Consider the following 19,234-nt stretch of genomic DNA (forward strand, 5'->3'; position numbering starts at 1 on the left):
CCGACATGAGCACGCCCTACTACGGCCCCGACTACGCCGCGCTGCAGGACTTCGACCCGGAGATCGCCGGGGTGCTGGTCGACGAGCTCGACCGCATCCGCGGCGGTCTGCAGCTGATCGCCAGCGAGAACATGTCCAGCCCCGCGGTCATCACCGCGCTCGGCTCGACCCTGACCAACAAGTACGCCGAGGGCTACCCCGGCCGCCGCTACTACGGCGGCTGCGAGGTCGTCGACGTCGCCGAGAACCTCGCGATCGACCGGTGCAAGGAGCTCTTCGGCGCCGACCACGCCAACGTGCAGCCGCACTCGGGCGCGAGCGCCAACCAGGCCGTCTACGGCGCGTTCATGCAGCCCGGCGATACCATCCTCGCGATGTCGCTGCCGATGGGCGGCCACCTCACCCACGGCACCAAGGTCAGCTTCTCCGGCAAGTGGTTCAACGCGATCGGCTACGGCGTCGACAAGGAGACCGAGAACATCGACTACGACGAGGTCGAGCGCCTCGCCAAGGAGCACAAGCCGAAGGTGATCCTCGCCGGCGGCTCGGCCATCCCGCGGCTGATCGACTTCGAGTTCTTCCGCAAGCTCGCCGACGAGGTCGGCGCGATCTTCTGGGTCGACGCCGCCCACTTCATCGGTCTTGTCGCCGGGCAGGCGATCCCCAGCCCGGTGCCGTATGCCGATGTCGTCTCCTTCACCACCCACAAGGTGCTGCGCGGCCCGCGCGCCGGCGCGATCGTCTGCAAGGAGGAGCACGCCAAGGCGATCGACAAGGCGGTCTTCCCGATGATGCAGGGCGGCCCGCAGATGCACTCGATCGCGGCCAAGGCGGTCAACTTCAAGGAGTGCAACACCCCGGAATACCGCGACTACGCGCGGCAGGTCATCGCCAACGCCCAGCAGCTGGCAACCTCGTTGGGGGAGTTCGGGATTCGCCCGACGACCGGCGGCACGGACACCCACCTCTCCCTGCACGACCTGCAGGGCATCGGCGTCACCGGGGCCGACGCGGAGAAGCGCGCCGACGCCGCGGGCATCGTGCTCAACAAGAACGCCATCCCCTTCGACCCGGCCAAGCCCAACATCGCCTCCGGCATCCGCGTCGGCTCGCCGAGCGTGACCACCCAGGGCATGGGCACCGACGAGATGAAGCTCATCGCCGAGCTGATCAACACCGCGATCACCAAGGGCGACGGCGACCCGGAGCACCAGGTCGCCAAGGACGTGCGCGCCCAGGTGACCGAGCTGGTCGGACGCTTCCCGGCATACCCCGCCCCCGGCGCCTGATCGCGGCGCCGGCCGCGACACCGAGATCAGCACGTGCGTGAATACCTGCTCGTCGCCATCGTGGCGGCCGCGATCACCTTCGTGGCGACGCCCGGCATCCGCTGGGCGGCCATCCGGTGGAACGCGGTCACCCCGGTGCGCGTGCGGGACGTGCACACCGTGCCGATCCCGCGGCTCGGTGGCCTGGCGATGCTGCTCGGCTTCGCCGCGTCGATCCTGATCGCGTCGCAGCTGCCCTATCTCGGCAACCGGATCGACTACTCCAACCTCTTCTGGGTGCTGGTGGCCGCCGGCATCATCACCGTGCTCGGCGCGGTCGACGACTTCCGCGACCTCGACCCCCTCACCAAGGTGGCCGGCACCGTGCTGGCCGCCCTGGTGATGGCGGCGCTCGGCGGGGTGCAGCTGCTCTTCCTGCCGGTCTTCGGGACCCAGACGATCCTGCCGCAGCAGGTGCTGCAGGGGCTGACCGTGCTGGTCGTGATCGCGACGACGCAGGCGGTCAACTTCGCCGACGGCCTGGACGGGCTGGCGGCCGGGACGGTCGCGATCGCGGCCACGGCGTTCTTCATCTGGAGCTACACGACCCGGCCCAACGACGACCAGAGCGTCTTCACGATGGCGACCTTCATCTCGGCCGCCATCGTCGGCTGCTGCCTCGGCTTCCTGCCGCACAACTTCCATCCGGCGAAGCTCTTCATGGGCGACGCCGGCGCGCTGCTGCTCGGGTTGCTGCTCGCGACCGCCACGATCTCCTTCACCGGCAACTTCGATCCGTCCTCGGACACCAAGCAGTCGAGCGTGGCGATCCTGCTGCCGATCGCGCTGCCGGTGGTGATCCTCGCGCTGCCGGTGCTCGACGTGGTGCTGGCGTTCATCCGGCGCGGCGGGAAGTTCTGGCATCCCGACAAGAAGCACCTGCACCACCGGCTGATGCGGATGGGCCACCCGCACCGCCGGGCGGTCCTCCTGCTCTACCTGTGGTCGGCCTCCGCGGCCGGGGGAGTGCTGGCCTACAACTACCTGTCGAGCCCCTGGGCGACGGCCCTGCTCTTCGGCCTGCTCGCGCTTTCGCTCGGCCTGACGTTGGGTCTGCCGAGGATCGGGTAAGCCTTGTGGCAGAGCCGATTTCGTGTCTCACAGGAGCTTGTGATAGTTTTCACAAGCACGAAGACAGGGTGTTCTGGAGCAGTCTCGGACAGCCTGTATGCCGCTTCGCGAGACGCCCCTCCGACGCCCACGACCCAGGCAGATTGAGCAGATTGAGTAGAGCCCAATGATCACCCCACGAAGTCCTCGCTTCGCTCGGTACTTCGCGGGGGCCCCATCATGACGGACTCCGACCCCGCGGCCACGCCGGTGAAGCGTGGCGTCGCGCTCAGCAACCGCCCGTTCGCGGTCATGCTCCGGGCGGGTCTGCGGGCGTCGGTCTGGATGCTCCCCCTCGCGGCCGCGGGCTGCTGGATCTTCCGCGGGGCCGAAGGCGGCTGGTCCGCGGCGCTCGGCGCAGCGATCGCCCTGGTCTTCTTCTCCGGCGGACTGCTGCTGATGGACAAGATGGTCGGCGACAACGCCCACGCGATGATGGCCGGCGCGCTCGCGATCTACCTGGCCCAGGTCATTTTCCTCGGCATCGTGATCTTCGGACTCTCCGAGGCCTCCTGGCTGGACGGTCCGGCATTCGCGATCGGGGTCATCGCGGTCACCCTGGTCTGGCAGGCGGCGCAGGTCGTGGCGTTCATCCGGCTGCGGCAGCCGGTGTACGACGTGCCGGCCGGGTCTTCCGAGTCCTCGGAGCGGCAGCCATGACCTGGTTCAGCCTGCACTCAGGTCGATATGACAACGGCCGCGTCCCCAGCACCGGACACCGTCCGGTAGCGTACGCAGTGGCCAGCCACGTGTGCGGCGATTTCGCGGTGCCCGCAGTGCCTGCCCGACAACTTTTCCGGCGCGAACTCGCGCCGACCCCAGCCCGACCGACCGACGTATCACTGGCCGAGGAGATCTTGTGAGTACAACCCTGGTGGCTGCGGCAGGCAGCCTCCGCGGCGCGGTGCCGACCGACAGCTTCGAGACGCCGGGCACCAAGGACTTCTGGTGGCCGCTCATCGGCAGCGACACCAACTCGTTCACCTTCACCCGTCCGGCCCTCGTCTGGATCCTCTCCTGCATCCTGATCTGCTGGTTCTTCCTCTCCGCGACCAAGAACCTCCAGCTGGTGCCGAGCAAGCGTCAGTGGCTGACCGAGCAGGCCTACGGCTTCGTGCGCAACACCATGGGCCAGGACATCATCGGCAGCAAGAACTTCAAGCCGTTCATCCCGCTGCTGCTGAGCCTCTTCACGGTCATCCTGCTCAACAACATCGCCGGTGTGATCCCGTTCGTGCAGTACCCGACGACCGGCCGCATCGCCTTCCCGATCGTGCTCACCGCGATCGTCTACGTCGTCTATCACGTGACCGCGGTCCGGCATAAGGGCGGCTTCGGCAAGTACCTCGGGTCGCTCACCCCTCCCGGGCTGCCGGGCTGGCTCAAGCCGATCATGTTCGTGCTGGAGTTCCTGACCTACTTCGTCATCCGGCCGCTCACGCTGGCCCTGCGACTCTTCGGCAACATGATGGCCGGCCACCTGATGCTGCTGGTCTTCATCCTCGGCGGCGAATACCTGCTGCTGCACGGTGACAACCCGTTCATCAACGTCTCGGGCGCGTTCTCCTTCCTCTTCGCGATCCTGATGATGTTCTTCGAGTTGCTCATCGAGTTCCTGCAGGCGTTCATCTTCACGCTGCTGACCGCGATCTACCTAGCCGACGCCGTCTCCGACAGTCACTGACCGTCACTGAGATCACTGACGGTGACAGAGACGGCCGGTCCAGGCCCTACAACTTCACACTGACCCGCAAGAAACCCCAAGCGGCCCGGGAAAACCGTCTCGGGCCACTCGAAAGGAAACAAACACAATGGGTGGAAACATTGCCTTCCTCGGCTACGGTCTCGCCGCCATCGGCCCGGGTATCGGCATCGGCCTGATCTTCGCCGCCTACATCAACGGCGTCGCCCGTCAGCCCGAGGCCCGCGGCATGCTGCAGACCATCGCCTTCACCGGTATGGCCCTGACCGAGGCGCTGGCGATCCTGGGTCTGGTCTTCGCGTTCGTCTTCCGCTCAGCCTGAGCCTTCGAACGTTCCCCGAGTCCCTAGGTTCAGCGCTCCAGGAGTGACCCATGTTGAGCATCGTTAAGGCGAGCGGTGGCGAGGTCGGTTGGCCCGACAAGCTCCCGCTGCTGCCGCAGCCGGGAGAGATGATCGCCGGTCTGATCTTCTTCGCGATCGTCTATTGGTTGATGAAGACCAAGGTCGTGCCGCGGATGGAGCAGATGTACGCCGAGCGCACCGCCGCCATCGAGGGCGGTATGGAGCAGGCGGAGCAGGCGCAGAAGGAAGCCGAGCAGGCCAAGTCGCAGTACGAGGCCCAGCTGGCCGACGCCCGCGCCGAAGCTGCTCGCATCCGTGAGGACGCCCGCTCGCAGGGCGCGCAGATCATCGCCGAGATGCGCGACCAGGCGGGCGCCGAGTCCGACCGCATCATCGACAGCGCGCACAAGCAGACCGAGGCCGAGCGTCAGCAGGCCCAGGTCGAGCTGCGCGGTCACGTCGGCCGGCTGTCCACCGACCTCGCCGGCAAGATCGTCGGGGAGTCGCTCGAGGACGAGACCCGCCAGCGCGGCATCGTCGAGCGCTTCCTCGCCGACCTCGAGACCGGCGCCGTGAAGCCGCAGAAGGTCGGCGGCGCCGACGAGGGCGTCTGATGCAGGGGCCGTCCCGCGCCGCACTGCTGACCTCGCGGCAGGACCTCACGCAGCTGCTCGCCTCCGGCGTCGATCCGGCGGCGGTGGGCGACGAGCTGTTCGCGGTCTCCCGCGTGCTCGGCAGCAGCGCCCCGCTGCGCCGTGCGCTGACCGACCCGACCAGCGACGCGGCGGCCCGGCGTGGCCTCGCCGACAAGCTGTTCGGCGGCAAGGTCAGCGACGGGGTGCTGGAGGTCGTCCGCGTCGCGGTCGGGCAGCGGTGGGCCGACGAGCGTGACCTCGGCGACGCGCTGGACCAGCTCGGCGTCGAAGCCGTGCTGACCGCCGCGGAGCGGGCCGGCCGGCTCGACCAGGTCGAGGACGAGCTGTTCCGCTTCGAGCGCACGGTGGCCCGGGACTCCGGCCTGCGCGACGCGCTCGGCGACCGTCGCCGCTCGGGCGCCGACAAGGCCGACCTGGTCGGCACGCTGCTCGAGGGCAAGGCCGCTCCGGAGACGGTGCGCCTGGCTCGCCAGGCCGCGGCCAACCCGGGTGGGCGCCGCGTCGAGCGGGTGCTCGAGTCGTATGTCGACGTGGCCGCGCAACTGCGCGACCAACTGGTCGCCACGGTGACCGCCGCCGTCGAACCGACCGCCGAGCAGCGGGCCCGTCTCGGCCGGGCACTGGCCGGTCTCTACGGCCGCCCGGTGCAGATCAACGTCCTGGTCGACCCCGCCGTGGTCGGCGGCCTGCGGGTGCAGGTCGGCGACGAGGTCATCGACGGCACCATCGCAACCCGTCTGGAGGACGTCCGCCGCAGCATGGCGGGCTGACCTTCGCCCCAGCGTCATTCGCACCGACGTGATTTGCACCAACGACAACGGCATACACGCTGAAGCAGGACCTACGGGCCACCAGCCCCGAAGAGGAGAAGGAACAATGACGGAGCTTTCGATCCGTCCGGACGAGATCCGGGAAGCACTGGACGGCTATGTCCGGTCCTACGAGCCGGGTGCCGCGAGCCGCGAAGAGGTCGGCACGGTCGCCGACGCCGCTGACGGCATCGCGCACGTCGAGGGCCTGCCGTCGGCGATGACCAACGAGCTGCTGAAGTTCGAGGACGGCACGCTCGGCATCGCGCTCAACCTCGACGTGCACGACATCGGTGTCGTCGTGCTCGGCGACTTCGGTGGCATCGAGGAGGGCCAGGAGGTCAAGCGCACCGGCGAGGTGCTCTCGGTCCCCGTCGGCGACGCGTTCCTCGGCCGGGTCGTCAACCCGCTCGGCCAGCCGCTCGACGGCCTCGGCGAGATCAAGGCCGAGACCCGCCGTGAGCTGGAGCTGCAGGCCCCCAACGTCGTGTCCCGTAAGTCGGTCTTCGAGCCGATGATGACCGGCATCAAGGCGATCGACGCGATGACCCCGATCGGCCGTGGCCAGCGCCAGCTGATCATCGGTGACCGCAAGACCGGCAAGACCACGATCGCCACCGACACGATCATCAACCAGAAGGCCAACTGGGCGACCGGTGACCCCAACAAACAGGTGCGCTGCATCTACGTCGCGGTCGGCCAGAAGAACTCCACCGTCGCCGAGGTGCGCCGCACCCTCGAAGAGGCCGGTGCGATGGAGTACACCACCATCGTCAACGCGCCGGCCGGCGACGCCGCGGGCTTCAAGTACCTCGCGCCGTTCACCGGCTCCGCGCTCGGCCAGCACTGGATGTACCAGGGCAAGCACGTCCTGATCGTCTTCGACGACCTGACCAAGCAGGCCGAGGCCTACCGCGCCATGTCGCTGCTGCTGCGCCGTCCGCCGGGCCGCGAGGCCTACCCGGGCGACGTGTTCTACCTGCACAGCCGGCTGCTCGAGCGTTGCGCGAAGCTGTCCGACGAGCTCGGCGGCGGCTCGATGACCGGTCTGCCGATCATCGAGACCAAGGCGGGCGACGTCTCGGCATACATCCCGACCAACGTCATCTCGATCACCGACGGCCAGATCTACCTGCAGGCCGACCTGTTCAACGCCAACCAGCGCCCGGCGGTCGACGTCGGTGTGTCGGTGTCGCGTGTCGGTGGTGCCGCCATGACCAAGGCGATGAAGGCCGTCACCGGTTCGATCAAGGTCGACCTGGCGCAGTACCGCGAGATGCAGGCGTTCGCGATGTTCGCCTCCGACCTCGACGCCGCCTCCCGCCACCAGTTGGCGCGTGGTGACCGTCTGATGGCGCTGTTCAAGCAGCCGCAGAACGACCCCTACTCGCTGTCCAGCCAGGTCGCCTCGATCTGGGCGGGTACGACGGGGCAGCTCGACGACGTGGCCGTCGACGACGTGCCGCGCTTCGAGGCGGAGTTCCTCGACGCGCTGAAGCGCGAGCAGAAGGGCACTCTCGACGCGATCGAGGAGACCACCAAGCTCGACGACGACGCCAAGCGGGTCTTCGAGGAGACGATTAGACAAGTCAAGTCGCAGTTCCAGGCCGGCCCGGAGCACGGCGGCGAGGGTGCTGTGTCGCACGACGAGATCGCCCAGGACCAGATCGACCAGGCGCAGATCGTCAAGCAGCGGTCCAACTGATCGCCGTTAGCTGACCACCACGAGACGAGGAAGGGGACGACATGGCAGCGCAGACGCGGATCTACCGCCAGCGCATCCGGTCCGTCCAGGCCACCAAGAAGATCACCCGCGCGATGGAGCTCATCGCCGCGTCGCGGGTGGTCAAGGCCCGCAAGCGGGTCGAGGAGTCGACGCCGTACGCGTTGGCCCTCACCCGGGCGTGCTCCGCGGTGGCCACGAACAGCAACACCGACCACCCCCTCACCACCGAGCGGGACAATCCCAAGCGCGCGGCGGTGCTGATCTGCACCAGCGACCGCGGGCTGGCGGGTGCCTACTCGGTCAACGCCATCAAGAAGTCGGCCGAGCTCATCGAGCGGCTGACCAACGAGGGCATGGAGGTCGTCGCCTACCTGGTCGGGCGCAAGGCGGTCAGCTACTACCGCTTCCGGCGGCGTGACTTCGCCAAGGAGTGGACCGGCTTCACCGACGGCCCCGACTTCGAGATCGCCAAGGAGATCGGGGACGAGCTGACGAGCCAGTTCATCGCCGGCAGCGAGGAGGGCGGCGTCGACGAGGTGCACCTGGTCTACACGCGCTTCGTCAGCATGGTCACCCAGGAGCCGCAGGTCGTGCGCCTGCTGCCGCTGGAGGTCGTCGAGGGTGAGATCGACACCGATGGTGACGGCAAGCCCGACTCGGGTCCGCTGCCGCTCTACGAGTTCGAGCCGAGCGCCGACGAGGTGCTCGACGCGCTGCTGCCGAAGTACGTCACGGCACGCATCTACAACGCGTTGCTGCAGTCGGCGGCCTCCGAGCTCGCGGCCCGTCAGCGTGCGATGAAGTCCGCGACCGACAACGCCGAGGACCTCATCAAGACCTACACCCGCCTCGCCAACCAGGCGCGGCAGGCCGAGATCACCCAAGAGATCAGCGAGATCGTCGGCGGTGCCAGCGCTCTGGCAGACGCGTCCTGACGTCATACGGAATTAAGGAAAGACATGACTGAGATTGCCCACGAGGTCGACGTCCTCGACAAGAAGGCCGAGGAAACCAAGCCTGGTGCCGTCGGACGCGTCGCCCGAGTCATCGGTCCGGTCATCGACGTGGAGTTCCCCACCGATGGCATGCCGGACATCTTCAACATGCTGACCCTCGAGGTCGACCTGTCCAACGAGGGCGGCGAGAACGAGGGCAAGAAGCAGATCAAGCTCGAGGTCGAGCAGCACATCGGCGACAACATGGTGCGCGCGATCTCGCTGCAGCCGACCGACGGTGTGGTCCGCGGCCAGCCGGTGCAGGACACCGGCGGCCCGATCATGGTGCCCGTCGGCGACGGCACCCTCGGCAAGGTCTTCAACGCCACCGGCGAGGCGCTCAACCTCGAAGAGGGCGAGAAGCTCGACATCAAGGAGCGGTGGGGCATCCACCGCAAGTCCCCGGCGTTCGACCAGCTGGAGTCCAAGACCCAGATGTTCGAGACTGGCATCAAGGTCATCGACCTGCTGACCCCCTACGTGCAGGGTGGAAAGATCGGCCTGTTCGGCGGTGCCGGTGTCGGCAAGACCGTGCTCATCCAGGAGATGATCGCGCGTGTGGCCCGCGACCACGGTGGTGTGTCGGTGTTCGCCGGCGTCGGCGAGCGCACCCGTGAGGGCAACGACCTCATGGTCGAGATGGACGAGGCCGGCGTGCTCGGTCAGACCGCGCTCGTCTTCGGCCAGATGGACGAGCCGCCGGGCACCCGTCTGCGCGTGGCGCTCTCGGCGCTGACGATGGCGGAGTACTTCCGCGACGTGCAGAACCAGGACGTGCTGCTCTTCATCGACAACATCTTCCGTTTCACCCAGGCGGGTTCGGAGGTGTCGACCCTGCTCGGCCGTATGCCGAGCGCGGTGGGCTACCAGCCGACCCTGGCCGACGAGATGGGCGAGCTGCAGGAGCGCATCACCTCCACGCGTGGTCACTCGATCACCTCGATGCAGGCGATCTACGTGCCGGCCGACGACTACACCGACCCGGCACCGGCGACCACCTTCGCCCACCTCGACGCGACCACCGAGCTCTCGCGTGACATCGCCTCGAAGGGTATCTACCCGGCGGTGGACCCGCTCACCTCGACGTCGCGCATTCTCGACCCGCGGTACGTGAGCAAGGAGCACTACGACACCGCGGTGCGCGTGAAGCAGATCCTGCAGCGCAACAAGGAGCTGCAGGACATCATCGCGATCCTCGGCATCGACGAGCTGTCGGAGGAGGACAAGATCCTCGTCAACCGCGCGCGTCGCATCGAGCGCTTCCTGTCCCAGAACACCTACGTCGCCAAGCAGTTCACCGGCATCGAGGGTTCGACCGTGCCGCTGTCGGAGACCATCGAGGCGTTCAACAAGATCGCCGACGGTGACCTCGACGACATCCCGGAGCAGGCGTTCTTCATGTGCGGTGGCCTGGACGACGTCTACAAGAAGGCCAAGGAGCTGGAGAAGCAGGACAGCGAGGGCTGACCTTCTCTCCTTCTCGGGCAGCGCCCCGGACCCGCCCTGGTCCGGGGCGCTGCCGCGTCCCGGCGCCCCATATGCTCGCTGTTCGTGAAGTTGCTGCCCTCGTGGACCCTGCATGGTGACGGCCGGACGATCGCGGCGGGCGAGGTGGTGGCTCCCGACGAGCGCCTGAGCTGGCCGCGCACCATCGGCATCGGCGTGCAGCACGTCGTGGCGATGTTCGGCGCGACCTTCCTGGTGCCGCTGCTGACCGGTTTCCCGCCGGCGACGACGCTGTTCTTCTCCGGCATCGGCACGATGCTCTTCCTGATCGTGACCGCGGGCCGGGTGCCGAGCTACCTCGGCTCGTCCTTCGCCTTCATCGCCCCGATCACCGCGGCCAAGGCCGACCACGGTATGGCGGGGGCCCTCGGCGGCGTCGTGCTCGCCGGGGTCGCCCTCGCGGTCGTGGGCATCGTCGTACAGGCGGTGGGTGCGGGCTGGATCCGCGCGCTGATGCCGCCCCTGGTCACCGGTGCGATCGTCGCGCTGATCGGGCTCAACCTGGCCGGCGCCGCCAAGGCCAACTACGTGAAGGCGCCCGTGACGGCGACCGTCACGGTGGTGGTGATCTGCCTGGTCACCGTGCTCGGCCGGGGCCTGGTCGGGCGGCTGGCGATCCTCGCCGGGATCGCCGCCGGTTACGTCACTGCCGTCATACGGGACGAGGTGAGCTTCACCGCGGTCGGCAAGGCCGACTGGGTGGGGCTGCCGCCGTTCCACTCGCCGAGTTTCGACTTCAGCGTGGTGGCGTTGTTCGTGCCGGTCGTGCTGGTGCTCGTCGCGGAGAACATCGGCCACGTGAAATCGGTCGCGCAGATGACCGGCCGGGACCTCGACGACGTCTCCGGGCGGGCGCTCTTCGCCGACGGTGCGGCGACCGCGCTGGCCGGTCTCGGCGGCGGGTCGGGCACCACCACCTACGCCGAGAACATCGGCGTGATGGCCGCGACCAAGGTCTACTCCACGGCCGCCTACTGGGTGGCCGCGGTCGCCGCGCTGCTGCTCAGCTTCTGCCCGAAGTTCGGCGAGGCGATCGCGACGATCCCGGTCGGGGTGCTCGGCGGGGCCGGTGTCGTGCTCTACGGCATGATCGGGCTGCTCGGCGCGCGCATCTGGGTCGAGTCGCGCATCGACTTCGGCAACCCGGTCAACCTCATCCCGGCCGCGATCGGGCTGATCGTCGGCATCGCCGACTTCACCTGGAAGATCGGCAGCGTGCAACTGGCCGGCATCGCACTCGGCACGATGGCGGTGCTGCTTGCGTACCATGTGATGGCCGCGCTCGACCGCTGGCGCGGGAGCGACCCGGCCGCCGGCACCCGCGACTGACCGGCCACGACCCGCGACTGACCGGCCACGACCCCTCGACCGAGAGGCACACGTCCGCATCCAGCGGGCTAGGAAAATCGGGCCATTTCGTGGTCCGCTCGGTCCGGTTGTGGACCTCTCGGTCTGGGGCGGCGGAGCGTCACTCCACCTCGGCGCGGCCGGCGAGCGCGAGACAGCCGGCGAGCGTGACGGCGAAACCGATCGGCGCGACGACGACGAACCCGTGCCGCACCTGGTCGCCGAGGAAGGCCAGGCCGATCGCAGCCGGGACGATCGTCTCGACCGCGAAGGTGATTGCGGCGACGCTGGTCGTGCGTCCCCGATCCAGCGCGAAGCCGTAGGCGACGATCGCGACTGCTCCGGCGATGACCAGCGCCCACAGCTGCGGCTGGCGGGCGGTGTGCCACCACGGATCCGACGCTTCGAGCACCCGCGCGACGATGCCGGTCACTCCGAAGCCGAGCCCGCTCGCGACGGCGAGCACGACCGACGAGCGCGCGGGGGAGCGGTCGAGGTAACCGGCCGCGAAGACCAGCGCGACCAGCACCCCGAGCGCGAACAGCCACCAGCCGCCGCGCGTGCCGACGTGCCGGCCGGGTCCTTCCTCCGCGCTGATCGCAAGCAATACCAGCCCGATCGCGACGACGAGCAGCGCAGCGACCTCGCGTCCGCTGAGCCGGACGTGGAGCACCACGACGGCCAGCACCGCGGTCACCGCGACCGACGAGGCGAGCATCGACTCGACCAGGAAGAGCGGCAAGCTGCGCAGCGCCGCGAAGGACAACAGGAAGCCGAGGCCGTCGAGGGCGAGGCCCACGGCATACAGCCTCCCCGCGCGGGCGCGGGCGGCCCAGCCCGACCCGGTGGGTACCGCCGCGAGCCGGCGCACCCCGATCGCCTGGAGGATCGTGGCCGTGCCGTAGGCGATCGCCGCGGCCACGGCCCCCAGGATCCCGATCACCGGGTCATGCTGTCACGCCCGGGCTGCGCCGGCCGGCAATGACGCCGACGGCGAACTACGACGCCTTGCTCTGATCGGTCGTCTCGGTGACGTTGAGGCCGTTCTGCTTGGCAGTGCTGAGGATCGAGCCCAGGATGCCGTTGGTGGCGACCGCCGAGGTCAGGTTGCCCGAGGTGATCTCGCCCTTGAGGTTGCCGAGCTTGTCGACGGCGTTGCTGATCGGCTGGTAGAGGTGCTTGCAGAGGGTCGGGTTGGCCTGGGCGTTCTTCTTGGCGTTGTCGAGCAGTTTGATGTCGAGCGCGGTGATCGCGGCCGCCTTGATGCCGGCCTTGATCCGGCCGTTGGCACCTTTCTTGAACTGCCCGGCCTGGTAGGGCTTGTAGAGCCAGCGGTGGAAGGTGCCCGCGGCCAGTCCGAGGTCGGTCACGAAGCGGGTCTTGGCGAACGAGCGCGTATTGGAGGTCGGGCACTGGTCGGCGGAGGCCGCCGATGCCGACGCGCCTGCCGACCCGCCTGTCGATGCCCCTGCCGACCCGCCTGCCGCGCCGGATGCCGGAGCCGACGACGCCATCGCGGTCGACGAACCGCCGGCGGCCGGCTGCGAACTCGCGGCGGACGATCCGGAGCCACTGTTGCACCCGGTGATCAGCACGAGGGTCAGTGCGGAGGGAATTGCTGCATAGCGAGCGGTTTTCATGGACATGGGCGCCGACGCTAGGAGCGGACTCTGGGAGAAGTCTGGTCGCCGGCCGGTGATCAGCCGCGCCGTTTAGGTATGGCGGACTCCACGAAATAAGCTGGCCCGCATGTGTGGAATCGTCGGATACCTCGGCCCGGGCGGCAACGCAGCGATGCTGCAGCGGATGAACGACAGCCAGGCGCACCGTGGCCCCGACGGTCAGGGCACCTTCACCGACGGCGAGCTCGGCCTCGGCCACCGCCGCCTGTCGATCATCGACGTCGCGCACGGCCAGCAGCCGATGACCACCAAGGACGGCCGCTTCACCATCGTCTACAACGGCGAGGTCTACAACTACCTGCAGCTGCGCGCCGAGCTGGAGCAGCTGGGTCACGAGTTCACCACCGACTCCGACACCGAGGTCGTGCTGGAGGCGTTCGCGCAGTGGGGCGTCGAGGCGTTCGACCGCTTCAACGGCATGTGGGGCCTGGCGGTCTGGGACGGCAAGGAGCAGCGCCTCACCCTGAGCCGCGACCATTTCGGCATCAAGCCGTTGTATGTCGCGCAGGTCGGCGACACCTTCCTGTTCGCCTCCGAGATCAAGTCGATCCTCGCGTCCGGCCTCTACGAGAAGAAGCCGAACGACCGCACCATCTACCGCTACCTGCGCTTCCGCATCCACGAGGACGGCCGCGAGACGTTCTTCGACGGCATCGAGCGACTCGAGCCGGGGGAGGCGCTCACCGTCGACGCGAGCGGGGTGCAGCGGGCGCCATACACCCGCCTGCGCGAGGAGCTCGCCGAGCTCGCCACCGAGCAGCGCCCGTATGACGATGCCGCGGCCGCGGACTACAAGGCGCGCCTGATCGAGGCAGTCCGCCTCCGGCTGCAGTCCGAGGTGCCGGTCGGCACCTCGCTGTCGGGTGGGCTCGACTCCAGCGCGGTCGCGGTGATTATCAACCAGCTGCTCAACCAGGGCGACGAGACCACCAAGGAGTCGGTCGGCGCCCAGCAGAACACCTTCTCCGCCGTCTTCCCCGGCTCGCTCAACGACGAGGAGAAGTACGTCGACGCGGTGCTCGACATCTGCCGCGGGCACGTCGACGCGCACAAGATCCTGCCGACCGCCGACGAGTTCAAGGCCGACCTGCGCGACTTCATCCGCACCCAGGAGGAGCCGCTGATCTCCTCCGGTCCCTACGCGCAGTATCAGGTGATGCGCGAGGCGACCCAGCACGTGACCGTGCTGCTCGACGGCCAGGGCGCCGACGAGATGATGGCCGGCTACATCCCCTACTACTTCGTCTACCTGCGCCAGCTGCGCGCCCAGGGCGCGACCAAGGCGGCCGCCGAGCTGGCCCGGAGCCTCGACGTCATCTACCGGCTCGGCCGCTTCAAGCTGAAGGCGAAACTCAAGCGGCAGAAGGGGATTCCGGCCACCCAGCTGATGGGCAGCGACTTCGCCCAGCGTTACGCGGGGGAGCGTTACGCCGTCGAGGGCAGCAACCTCAAGAAGCGCCTGATCGAGGATCTCTTCGTCGGGTCGCTCCCGTCGCTGCTGCGCTACGAGGACAAGAACACCATGCGCTTCTCGCTCGAGGGGCGCGTGCCGTTCCTCGACAAAGAGGTGGTGAAGTTCATCTTCAGCCTCTCCGACGAGGCGATCATCAAGAACGGCTGGAACAAGCGGGTGCTGCGCGACGCCACCCGTGGGCTGCTGCCGGAGTCGATCAACCGGCGCCGCAACAAGATCGGCTTCACCACCCCGCAGGGCGAGTGGTTCATGCGGCTGAAGAACCACTTCTACGGGATCTTTCTGTCGGAGTCGTTCGCCGGCCGTCCCTACTTCGACCAGCCCGAGGTGCTGCACGCCTTCGAGGGCTGGATCAAGGGCACCAACGACGTCGACTCGATGATGTTCTGGCGACTGCTCAACATCGAGCTGTGGCTGCGCGAGTTCTTCGATGAGCACGACGCCGACCAGGACGCGCCGGTGCGGATCAAGACCGACCTGGAGGCCAACGAGGGCAAGGAGCTCGACCTGGTCACCGCGTCCGGCCAGACCGTACGCCGCTACCCGCTGCGCACCGAGCTGTTCAGCCGGGAGGACGACCTCGACGCGCGCGTCGCCGACGAGATCGACGGCTTCTTCAAGGAGCTCGACGCCGACCCCGAGCACGCCGCGCAACTGGCCGGAAAGCGTTGGTACTTCTTCATTTCGGAGAAGATCGTCGCGATCACCCAGGGCCGTTCCTATTTCATCTGGGACATCAACGTCGGACGCCCGGCCCGGGTGCTGTCCAAGTACGTCACCCGCACGCCGGCTGGCATCGGGCTCGGGTCGCCGTTCACCATGCAGCTGGCGATCCAGGAGGCCGGCCTGCCGCGGGTGCTCTACGCCAGCGCCGGCGGCGCGGTCGGCAAGCTGATCGGCAAGCGCGGCATGTTCTACGAGCTGGTCGGCGGCGACATCCGCGCGATCGACGGACCGACCGAGTACTCCGCCTACCCGTCCAACGTGTCGGCGAAGCTCGCGCCGAAGGACCCCGACGAGGTGTCGGCCCGGCTGTCGGCGCTGATCCGGTCGCGGGTGCCTGCGGCATACGCCCAGACGTTCGGAGGCACCGTGGTGATGGACGCCAACGACATCGGCCGCAACGTGCTCGGCAGCGATGTCGCCGGCGACCGCACCCGGTTTGAGGAGATGTTCGCCGACAACCCGCTGGGGCAGGGCGGCGAGCAGACCCCGATGGCGATCGTGGTCGAGCGGTAGGACCGGCTCAGGCCTCGTACTTGCTGTGCAGGTGCACCGGGTCGCTCGCCGGCTGGTGCCGGCGGGCGGCCTGTCGCTTGCGGTAGGTCAGGTTGAGCGCCTCGACCGCGATCGCGAAGGCGATCGGGCCGTAGATCACGGCCTTGTCGAGGTGTACGTCGAAACCCTCGGCCAGCAGCGTCGAGCCGATCAGCACCAGGAAGCTCAGCGCGAGCATCTTCACCGTCGGGTGCTCGTTGACGAAGGCGCTGATCCGGCCGGCGAGGACCATCATCAGGCCGATCGACAGGACCACGGCCGCCACCATGATGTAGAGCTGGTCGACCATGCCGACCGCGGTGATCACCGAGTCGAGCGAGAAGACCATGTCGATCAGCAGGATCTGCACGATCACCCGGGCGAAGGTGCTCGACTTGCTGGCCGTTCCCGGTGTGCCGTCGGAGCCGTGCTCCTCCACGCCCTCGAGCTTCTCGTGGATCTCGGTGACTGCCTTGTAGACCAGGAACGCGCCACCGACGATCAGGATCAGGTCGCGGCCGGACAGTTGCAGGGCCGACGCGTCGCCGATCGAGATCAGTGTCGACTTCAGACCGATGATCCACGAGGCGACCATCAGCAGCAGGATGCGCAGCACCAGGGCCAGGCTCAGTCCGACGAAGCGGGCCTTGGGCCGCTGGTGCTCCGGCAGCCGGCCGGTGAGGATCGAGATGAAGACGACGTTGTCGATGCCGAGCACCAGCTCGAGAGCGAAAAGGGTCAGGAACGCGACCCACAGGTCTGGGCTTGAGAAGAAGTCCATAGTTATCGCCCCTAACGTCGGAGGTATGGCGGCAGTTCCGCGCGACGGCGCGGTCAGCGCCACCTGCGCGGCCGGGTAGACTAGCCCAAAGTCCACCGGCGTCGACGGTGGAGCGCCCCGCCATACTCCAAGGAGCTGTTGCCCCGTGAGCCTCAACGTCGAGATCGTCGCCCCCGACCGCAAGGTCTGGAGCGGTGAGGCCAAGCAGCTGTCCGCGCGCACCGTCGAGGGCGAGATCGGCATCCTGCCGGGTCACTCGCCGATGCTCGCCGTGCTCGGCAACGGTGAGGTGCACATCGACCCGATCGACGGCAAGCGCAGCACGATCACCATCGACGGCGGCTTCATCTCGGTCGACAAGGACCAGGTGCGTCTCGTCGCCGAGCGCGTCGACGCCACGGCTCTGACCGCCTGAGCACCGGATGGCCGCGACGATCGACTGGATTGGGGTCGGTCTCGCGTGCCTGGTGTTGCTCGTCGTGCTGGTGCTCGCCGGCATGGTGCTGCGCCGGCGTCTGATCGCCCGGGGCGAACCCATGGCGCTCGTCGCGCTCGCTCGCGGCGAGGACGGCTGGAAGCTCGGCATGACCCGGCTCACCACCCACGACGTCCAGTGGTTCGCGCTCGTCGGCCTCGGGCTGCGGCCGCGATGGGTGTGGGTCCGCGGCGACCTCGACCTCGGCTCACCGGAGCCGGTCGCCGGCAACCGCCCGATCGCGATCGTCGACCCGGTGCAGGTGGACTGTCAGGCGGGCGGGCGGAGCTTCCGCATCGCCGTCGCGCGCGGTGACTACACGGCCCTGCGCTCCTGGTCGGAGTCGGCGCCGCCCGGCCGGGGCGTCAACGTCGCCTGATCCCGGCGACTGCTGCTCCCACTCTCACCCCACCTTCACTCCCACTCCCGCCTCCACTCACAGTCCCGCCTCCGCTCCGGCAGCCGCTCCCACTCCCGCGACTGACGGCTCCCTCGCCGAGTGACGGCCCGATCGCGCCGTCACTCGACCGGTGACGCGTCAGTCGCCGGTGGGGTGCCATCGCGTGCATAGCCCGCGACGGTTGCGACTTGTGCACGGCCCACACACTCCGAGCTGGTTTCGCGTGCGCAGCTCGCGACGGTTGCGACTTGTGCACGGCCCGGGCGGGTTTGGCGTGCGCAGCTCGCGATCGTTGCGACTTGTGCACGGCCCGGGCGGGTTTGGCGTGCGCAGCTCGCGATCGTTGCGACTTCTGCACGCGCCGCGACTGACGGCTCCCTCGCCGAGCGACGGCCCGATCGCGCCGTCACTCGACCGCTGACGCGTCAGTCGCCGGTGGGAGACTCGTGGGCGTCCGGCCCGGACTCGCGGCCGCCGCCCGGCTGCCACAGCACGTCGCCGCCGCGCGGGAGGTTCGCGACCCGGGCGGCGAGGAAGAGCAGATCCGAGAGCCGGTTCAGATAGGTCGCGGTGAGCGGGTTGACGCCGCCCTGGCCACGCTCGCTGCCGGCGGGAGCGGGTGCGTCGCCATACGTCTCGACCGCGGCCCAGGCGGCTCGCTCGGCGCGGCGGGCGACCGTGCGCGCCACGTGCAGCTGCGCGGCTCCGATCGTGCCGCCGGGCAGGATGAACGACCGGAGGGTCTCCACCTCGTCGCCGAGCCGGTCGCAGTCGGCCTCCAGATCATCGATCCACGGCTGTTTGACCCGCAGCGGCGGGTGTTCCGGATCCTCCACGAGAGGCGTGCACAGGTCGGCGCCGACGTCGAACAGTTCGTTCTGCACGCGGGTGAGCGTGGCCGCCAGGTCGTCGCGCAGGTCGCCGCTCGCGATCGCGACGCCGATCGTGCTGTTCGCCTCGTCGGTGTCGGCGTAGGCGACCAGCCGCGGGTCGTTCTTGCTGGTCCGGCTGAAGTCGCCGAGCGCGGTCGTGCCGGCGTCTCCGGTGCGGGTGTAGATGCGGCTCAGGATCACCATGCGGGCCATCCTCGCAGCCGCCGCACTACCGCCGGGCGACTGCCCTCCGTGCCGCATTCGTGCGCCGGTTTACCGAACTGTGACCTCAGCGTGCCCAACGAGGCGGCATCCTCGTGCGTCAATACATGCGAACGAGGAGACCGCTCACAACAGGAAAGGTGGCAAGACGATGGCTCGGTCGGGGGATCGCGAACCAAACTCGACCACCATTGAAGTGCTCCGGCCCGGCAACGAACTCGCGGTGCACGGCGCGCTCGACGTGCATTCCGTGGCGGACGTGCGCAATGCGCTCAGCCGGGCCATCGACGACGGCGCCGGGGATCTGGTGCTGCATCTCGGCGGTGCCGAGATCGGCGACGCCACCGGCCTCGGCGTGATCGTCGGTGCGCACCACCGCGCGATGCGGGCCGGCCGCAAGCTGGTGCTGGCCGACGGCTCGGCGCGTCTGGAGCGACTGATGCGGGCGACGAAGCTGAGCCGGGTCATCCCGCTCGGCCGCACGTCGCTCTCGACGCCGGCGACGCTTCCCGCCTGACGGACGTGGCCGACCTGACCGCCTGCCTGATC

Annotated in this window: 19 protein-coding genes; 15 read left to right on the forward strand and 4 right to left on the reverse strand. The window is 68.5% G+C overall.

The window, feature by feature from the left end; all coding sequences use genetic code 11:
- Positions 1 to 5: 5 nt before the first annotated feature.
- From HJ588_RS08430 to HJ588_RS08480, 11 genes are all read left to right on the forward strand, one after another.
- A complete protein-coding gene (locus tag HJ588_RS08430) occupies positions 6 to 1,289 on the forward strand; it encodes a serine hydroxymethyltransferase (protein ID WP_171153944.1) in 1,284 nt (427 codons plus the stop codon).
- Positions 1,290 to 1,322: 33 nt separating this feature from the next.
- Positions 1,323 to 2,399: an MraY family glycosyltransferase gene (locus HJ588_RS08435; RefSeq protein WP_171153945.1), complete on the forward strand. Its 1,077-nt coding sequence runs from the start codon at positions 1,323 to 1,325 to the stop codon at positions 2,397 to 2,399.
- 219 nt (positions 2,400 to 2,618) lie between these two features.
- Complete coding sequence (locus HJ588_RS08440) at positions 2,619 to 3,098, forward strand: Cg1360 family ATP-synthase-associated protein (protein WP_171153946.1); 480 nt, start codon at positions 2,619 to 2,621, stop codon at positions 3,096 to 3,098.
- A 199-nt stretch (positions 3,099 to 3,297) separates the two neighbouring features.
- Positions 3,298 to 4,122, forward strand: a complete 825-nt coding sequence (gene atpB / locus HJ588_RS08445; protein ID WP_171153947.1) for a F0F1 ATP synthase subunit A — start codon at positions 3,298 to 3,300, stop codon at positions 4,120 to 4,122.
- A gap of 127 nt (positions 4,123 to 4,249) precedes the next feature.
- Entirely contained in the window at positions 4,250 to 4,462 is a 213-nt protein-coding gene (gene atpE / locus HJ588_RS08450; RefSeq protein WP_171153948.1) for an ATP synthase F0 subunit C, read from the forward strand.
- A gap of 50 nt (positions 4,463 to 4,512) precedes the next feature.
- A complete protein-coding gene (locus tag HJ588_RS08455) occupies positions 4,513 to 5,097 on the forward strand; it encodes a F0F1 ATP synthase subunit B (protein WP_171153949.1) in 585 nt (194 codons plus the stop codon).
- Positions 5,097 to 5,909 carry a F0F1 ATP synthase subunit delta gene (locus HJ588_RS08460; RefSeq protein ID WP_171153950.1) on the forward strand — a complete coding sequence of 271 codons (813 nt, stop codon included), beginning with the start codon at positions 5,097 to 5,099 and terminating at the stop codon, positions 5,907 to 5,909. Before HJ588_RS08455 ends, HJ588_RS08460 begins: the two co-directional genes overlap by 1 nt.
- Before the next feature lie 106 nt (positions 5,910 to 6,015).
- The gene (gene atpA, locus HJ588_RS08465) at positions 6,016 to 7,653 is read left to right on the forward strand and encodes a F0F1 ATP synthase subunit alpha (RefSeq protein ID WP_171153951.1); all 1,638 of its coding nucleotides are present in this window, start codon (positions 6,016 to 6,018) and stop codon (positions 7,651 to 7,653) included.
- 41 nt (positions 7,654 to 7,694) lie between these two features.
- Positions 7,695 to 8,609: a F0F1 ATP synthase subunit gamma gene (locus HJ588_RS08470; protein ID WP_171153952.1), complete on the forward strand. Its 915-nt coding sequence runs from the start codon at positions 7,695 to 7,697 to the stop codon at positions 8,607 to 8,609.
- Positions 8,610 to 8,633: 24 nt separating this feature from the next.
- Entirely contained in the window at positions 8,634 to 10,136 is a 1,503-nt protein-coding gene (gene atpD, locus HJ588_RS08475; RefSeq protein WP_171153953.1) for a F0F1 ATP synthase subunit beta, read from the forward strand.
- Positions 10,137 to 10,220: 84 nt separating this feature from the next.
- Complete coding sequence (locus HJ588_RS08480; protein ID WP_171153954.1) at positions 10,221 to 11,504, forward strand: solute carrier family 23 protein; 1,284 nt, start codon at positions 10,221 to 10,223, stop codon at positions 11,502 to 11,504.
- A 139-nt stretch (positions 11,505 to 11,643) separates the two neighbouring features.
- Here HJ588_RS08480 and HJ588_RS08485 read toward each other — a convergent pair whose 3' ends face one another.
- The gene (locus HJ588_RS08485; RefSeq protein ID WP_171153955.1) at positions 11,644 to 12,465 is read right to left on the reverse strand and encodes a hypothetical protein; all 822 of its coding nucleotides are present in this window, start codon (positions 12,463 to 12,465) and stop codon (positions 11,644 to 11,646) included.
- A 55-nt stretch (positions 12,466 to 12,520) separates the two neighbouring features.
- A complete protein-coding gene (locus HJ588_RS08490) occupies positions 12,521 to 13,168 on the reverse strand; it encodes a hypothetical protein (protein WP_171153956.1) in 648 nt (215 codons plus the stop codon).
- A gap of 103 nt (positions 13,169 to 13,271) precedes the next feature.
- Here HJ588_RS08490 and asnB point away from each other — a divergent pair, with 103 nt between their 5' ends.
- The gene (asnB, locus tag HJ588_RS08495) at positions 13,272 to 15,917 is read left to right on the forward strand and encodes an asparagine synthase (glutamine-hydrolyzing) (protein ID WP_171153957.1); all 2,646 of its coding nucleotides are present in this window, start codon (positions 13,272 to 13,274) and stop codon (positions 15,915 to 15,917) included.
- A gap of 7 nt (positions 15,918 to 15,924) precedes the next feature.
- On the opposite strand, the gene HJ588_RS08500 is transcribed toward asnB, so the two are convergent.
- Entirely contained in the window at positions 15,925 to 16,716 is a 792-nt protein-coding gene (locus tag HJ588_RS08500) for a TerC family protein (RefSeq protein WP_171153958.1), read from the reverse strand.
- A 145-nt stretch (positions 16,717 to 16,861) separates the two neighbouring features.
- On the opposite strand from HJ588_RS08500, the gene HJ588_RS08505 reads away from it, so the two are divergent.
- Both HJ588_RS08505 and HJ588_RS08510 read left to right on the forward strand, forming a co-directional pair.
- A complete protein-coding gene (locus HJ588_RS08505; protein ID WP_343036641.1) occupies positions 16,862 to 17,131 on the forward strand; it encodes a F0F1 ATP synthase subunit epsilon in 270 nt (89 codons plus the stop codon).
- 7 nt (positions 17,132 to 17,138) lie between these two features.
- Entirely contained in the window at positions 17,139 to 17,570 is a 432-nt protein-coding gene (locus tag HJ588_RS08510; RefSeq protein WP_171153959.1) for a DUF2550 family protein, read from the forward strand.
- A 446-nt stretch (positions 17,571 to 18,016) separates the two neighbouring features.
- On the opposite strand, the gene HJ588_RS08515 is transcribed toward HJ588_RS08510, so the two are convergent.
- Positions 18,017 to 18,667 carry a cob(I)yrinic acid a,c-diamide adenosyltransferase gene (locus HJ588_RS08515; protein ID WP_171153961.1) on the reverse strand — a complete coding sequence of 217 codons (651 nt, stop codon included), beginning with the start codon at positions 18,665 to 18,667 and terminating at the stop codon, positions 18,017 to 18,019.
- A gap of 169 nt (positions 18,668 to 18,836) precedes the next feature.
- Between HJ588_RS08515 and HJ588_RS08520 the strand changes: the two genes are divergently transcribed.
- Positions 18,837 to 19,202, forward strand: coding sequence for an STAS domain-containing protein (locus HJ588_RS08520; protein WP_171153963.1), 366 nt, complete (start codon positions 18,837 to 18,839; stop codon positions 19,200 to 19,202).
- Positions 19,203 to 19,234 lie beyond the last annotated feature (32 nt).

The sequence above is a fragment of the Flexivirga aerilata genome, assembly GCF_013002715.1.
Taxonomy (GTDB): Bacteria; Actinomycetota; Actinomycetes; order Actinomycetales; family Dermatophilaceae; genus Flexivirga; species Flexivirga aerilata.

Excerpts from the sequence above, each read along its gene's own strand:
- HJ588_RS08460 (WP_171153950.1), top strand. The coding sequence starts at position 5,097 with ATGCAGGGGCCGTCCCGCGCCGCACTGCTGACCTCGCGGCAGGACCTC.
- HJ588_RS08500 (WP_171153958.1), bottom strand. The coding sequence starts at position 16,716 with ATGGACTTCTTCTCAAGCCCAGACCTGTGGGTCGCGTTCCTGACCCTT.
- HJ588_RS08510 (WP_171153959.1), top strand. The coding sequence starts at position 17,139 with ATGGCCGCGACGATCGACTGGATTGGGGTCGGTCTCGCGTGCCTGGTG.
- HJ588_RS08515 (WP_171153961.1), bottom strand. The coding sequence starts at position 18,667 with ATGGTGATCCTGAGCCGCATCTACACCCGCACCGGAGACGCCGGCACG.
- HJ588_RS08440 (WP_171153946.1), top strand. The coding sequence starts at position 2,619 with ATGACGGACTCCGACCCCGCGGCCACGCCGGTGAAGCGTGGCGTCGCG.
- HJ588_RS08455 (WP_171153949.1), top strand. The coding sequence starts at position 4,513 with ATGTTGAGCATCGTTAAGGCGAGCGGTGGCGAGGTCGGTTGGCCCGAC.
- atpA (WP_171153951.1), top strand. The coding sequence starts at position 6,016 with ATGACGGAGCTTTCGATCCGTCCGGACGAGATCCGGGAAGCACTGGAC.
- HJ588_RS08430 (WP_171153944.1), top strand. The coding sequence starts at position 6 with ATGAGCACGCCCTACTACGGCCCCGACTACGCCGCGCTGCAGGACTTC.
- atpE (WP_171153948.1), top strand. The coding sequence starts at position 4,250 with ATGGGTGGAAACATTGCCTTCCTCGGCTACGGTCTCGCCGCCATCGGC.
- asnB (WP_171153957.1), top strand. The coding sequence starts at position 13,272 with ATGTGTGGAATCGTCGGATACCTCGGCCCGGGCGGCAACGCAGCGATG.
- HJ588_RS08490 (WP_171153956.1), bottom strand. The coding sequence starts at position 13,168 with ATGTCCATGAAAACCGCTCGCTATGCAGCAATTCCCTCCGCACTGACC.
- HJ588_RS08470 (WP_171153952.1), top strand. The coding sequence starts at position 7,695 with ATGGCAGCGCAGACGCGGATCTACCGCCAGCGCATCCGGTCCGTCCAG.
- atpD (WP_171153953.1), top strand. The coding sequence starts at position 8,634 with ATGACTGAGATTGCCCACGAGGTCGACGTCCTCGACAAGAAGGCCGAG.
- HJ588_RS08520 (WP_171153963.1), top strand. The coding sequence starts at position 18,837 with ATGGCTCGGTCGGGGGATCGCGAACCAAACTCGACCACCATTGAAGTG.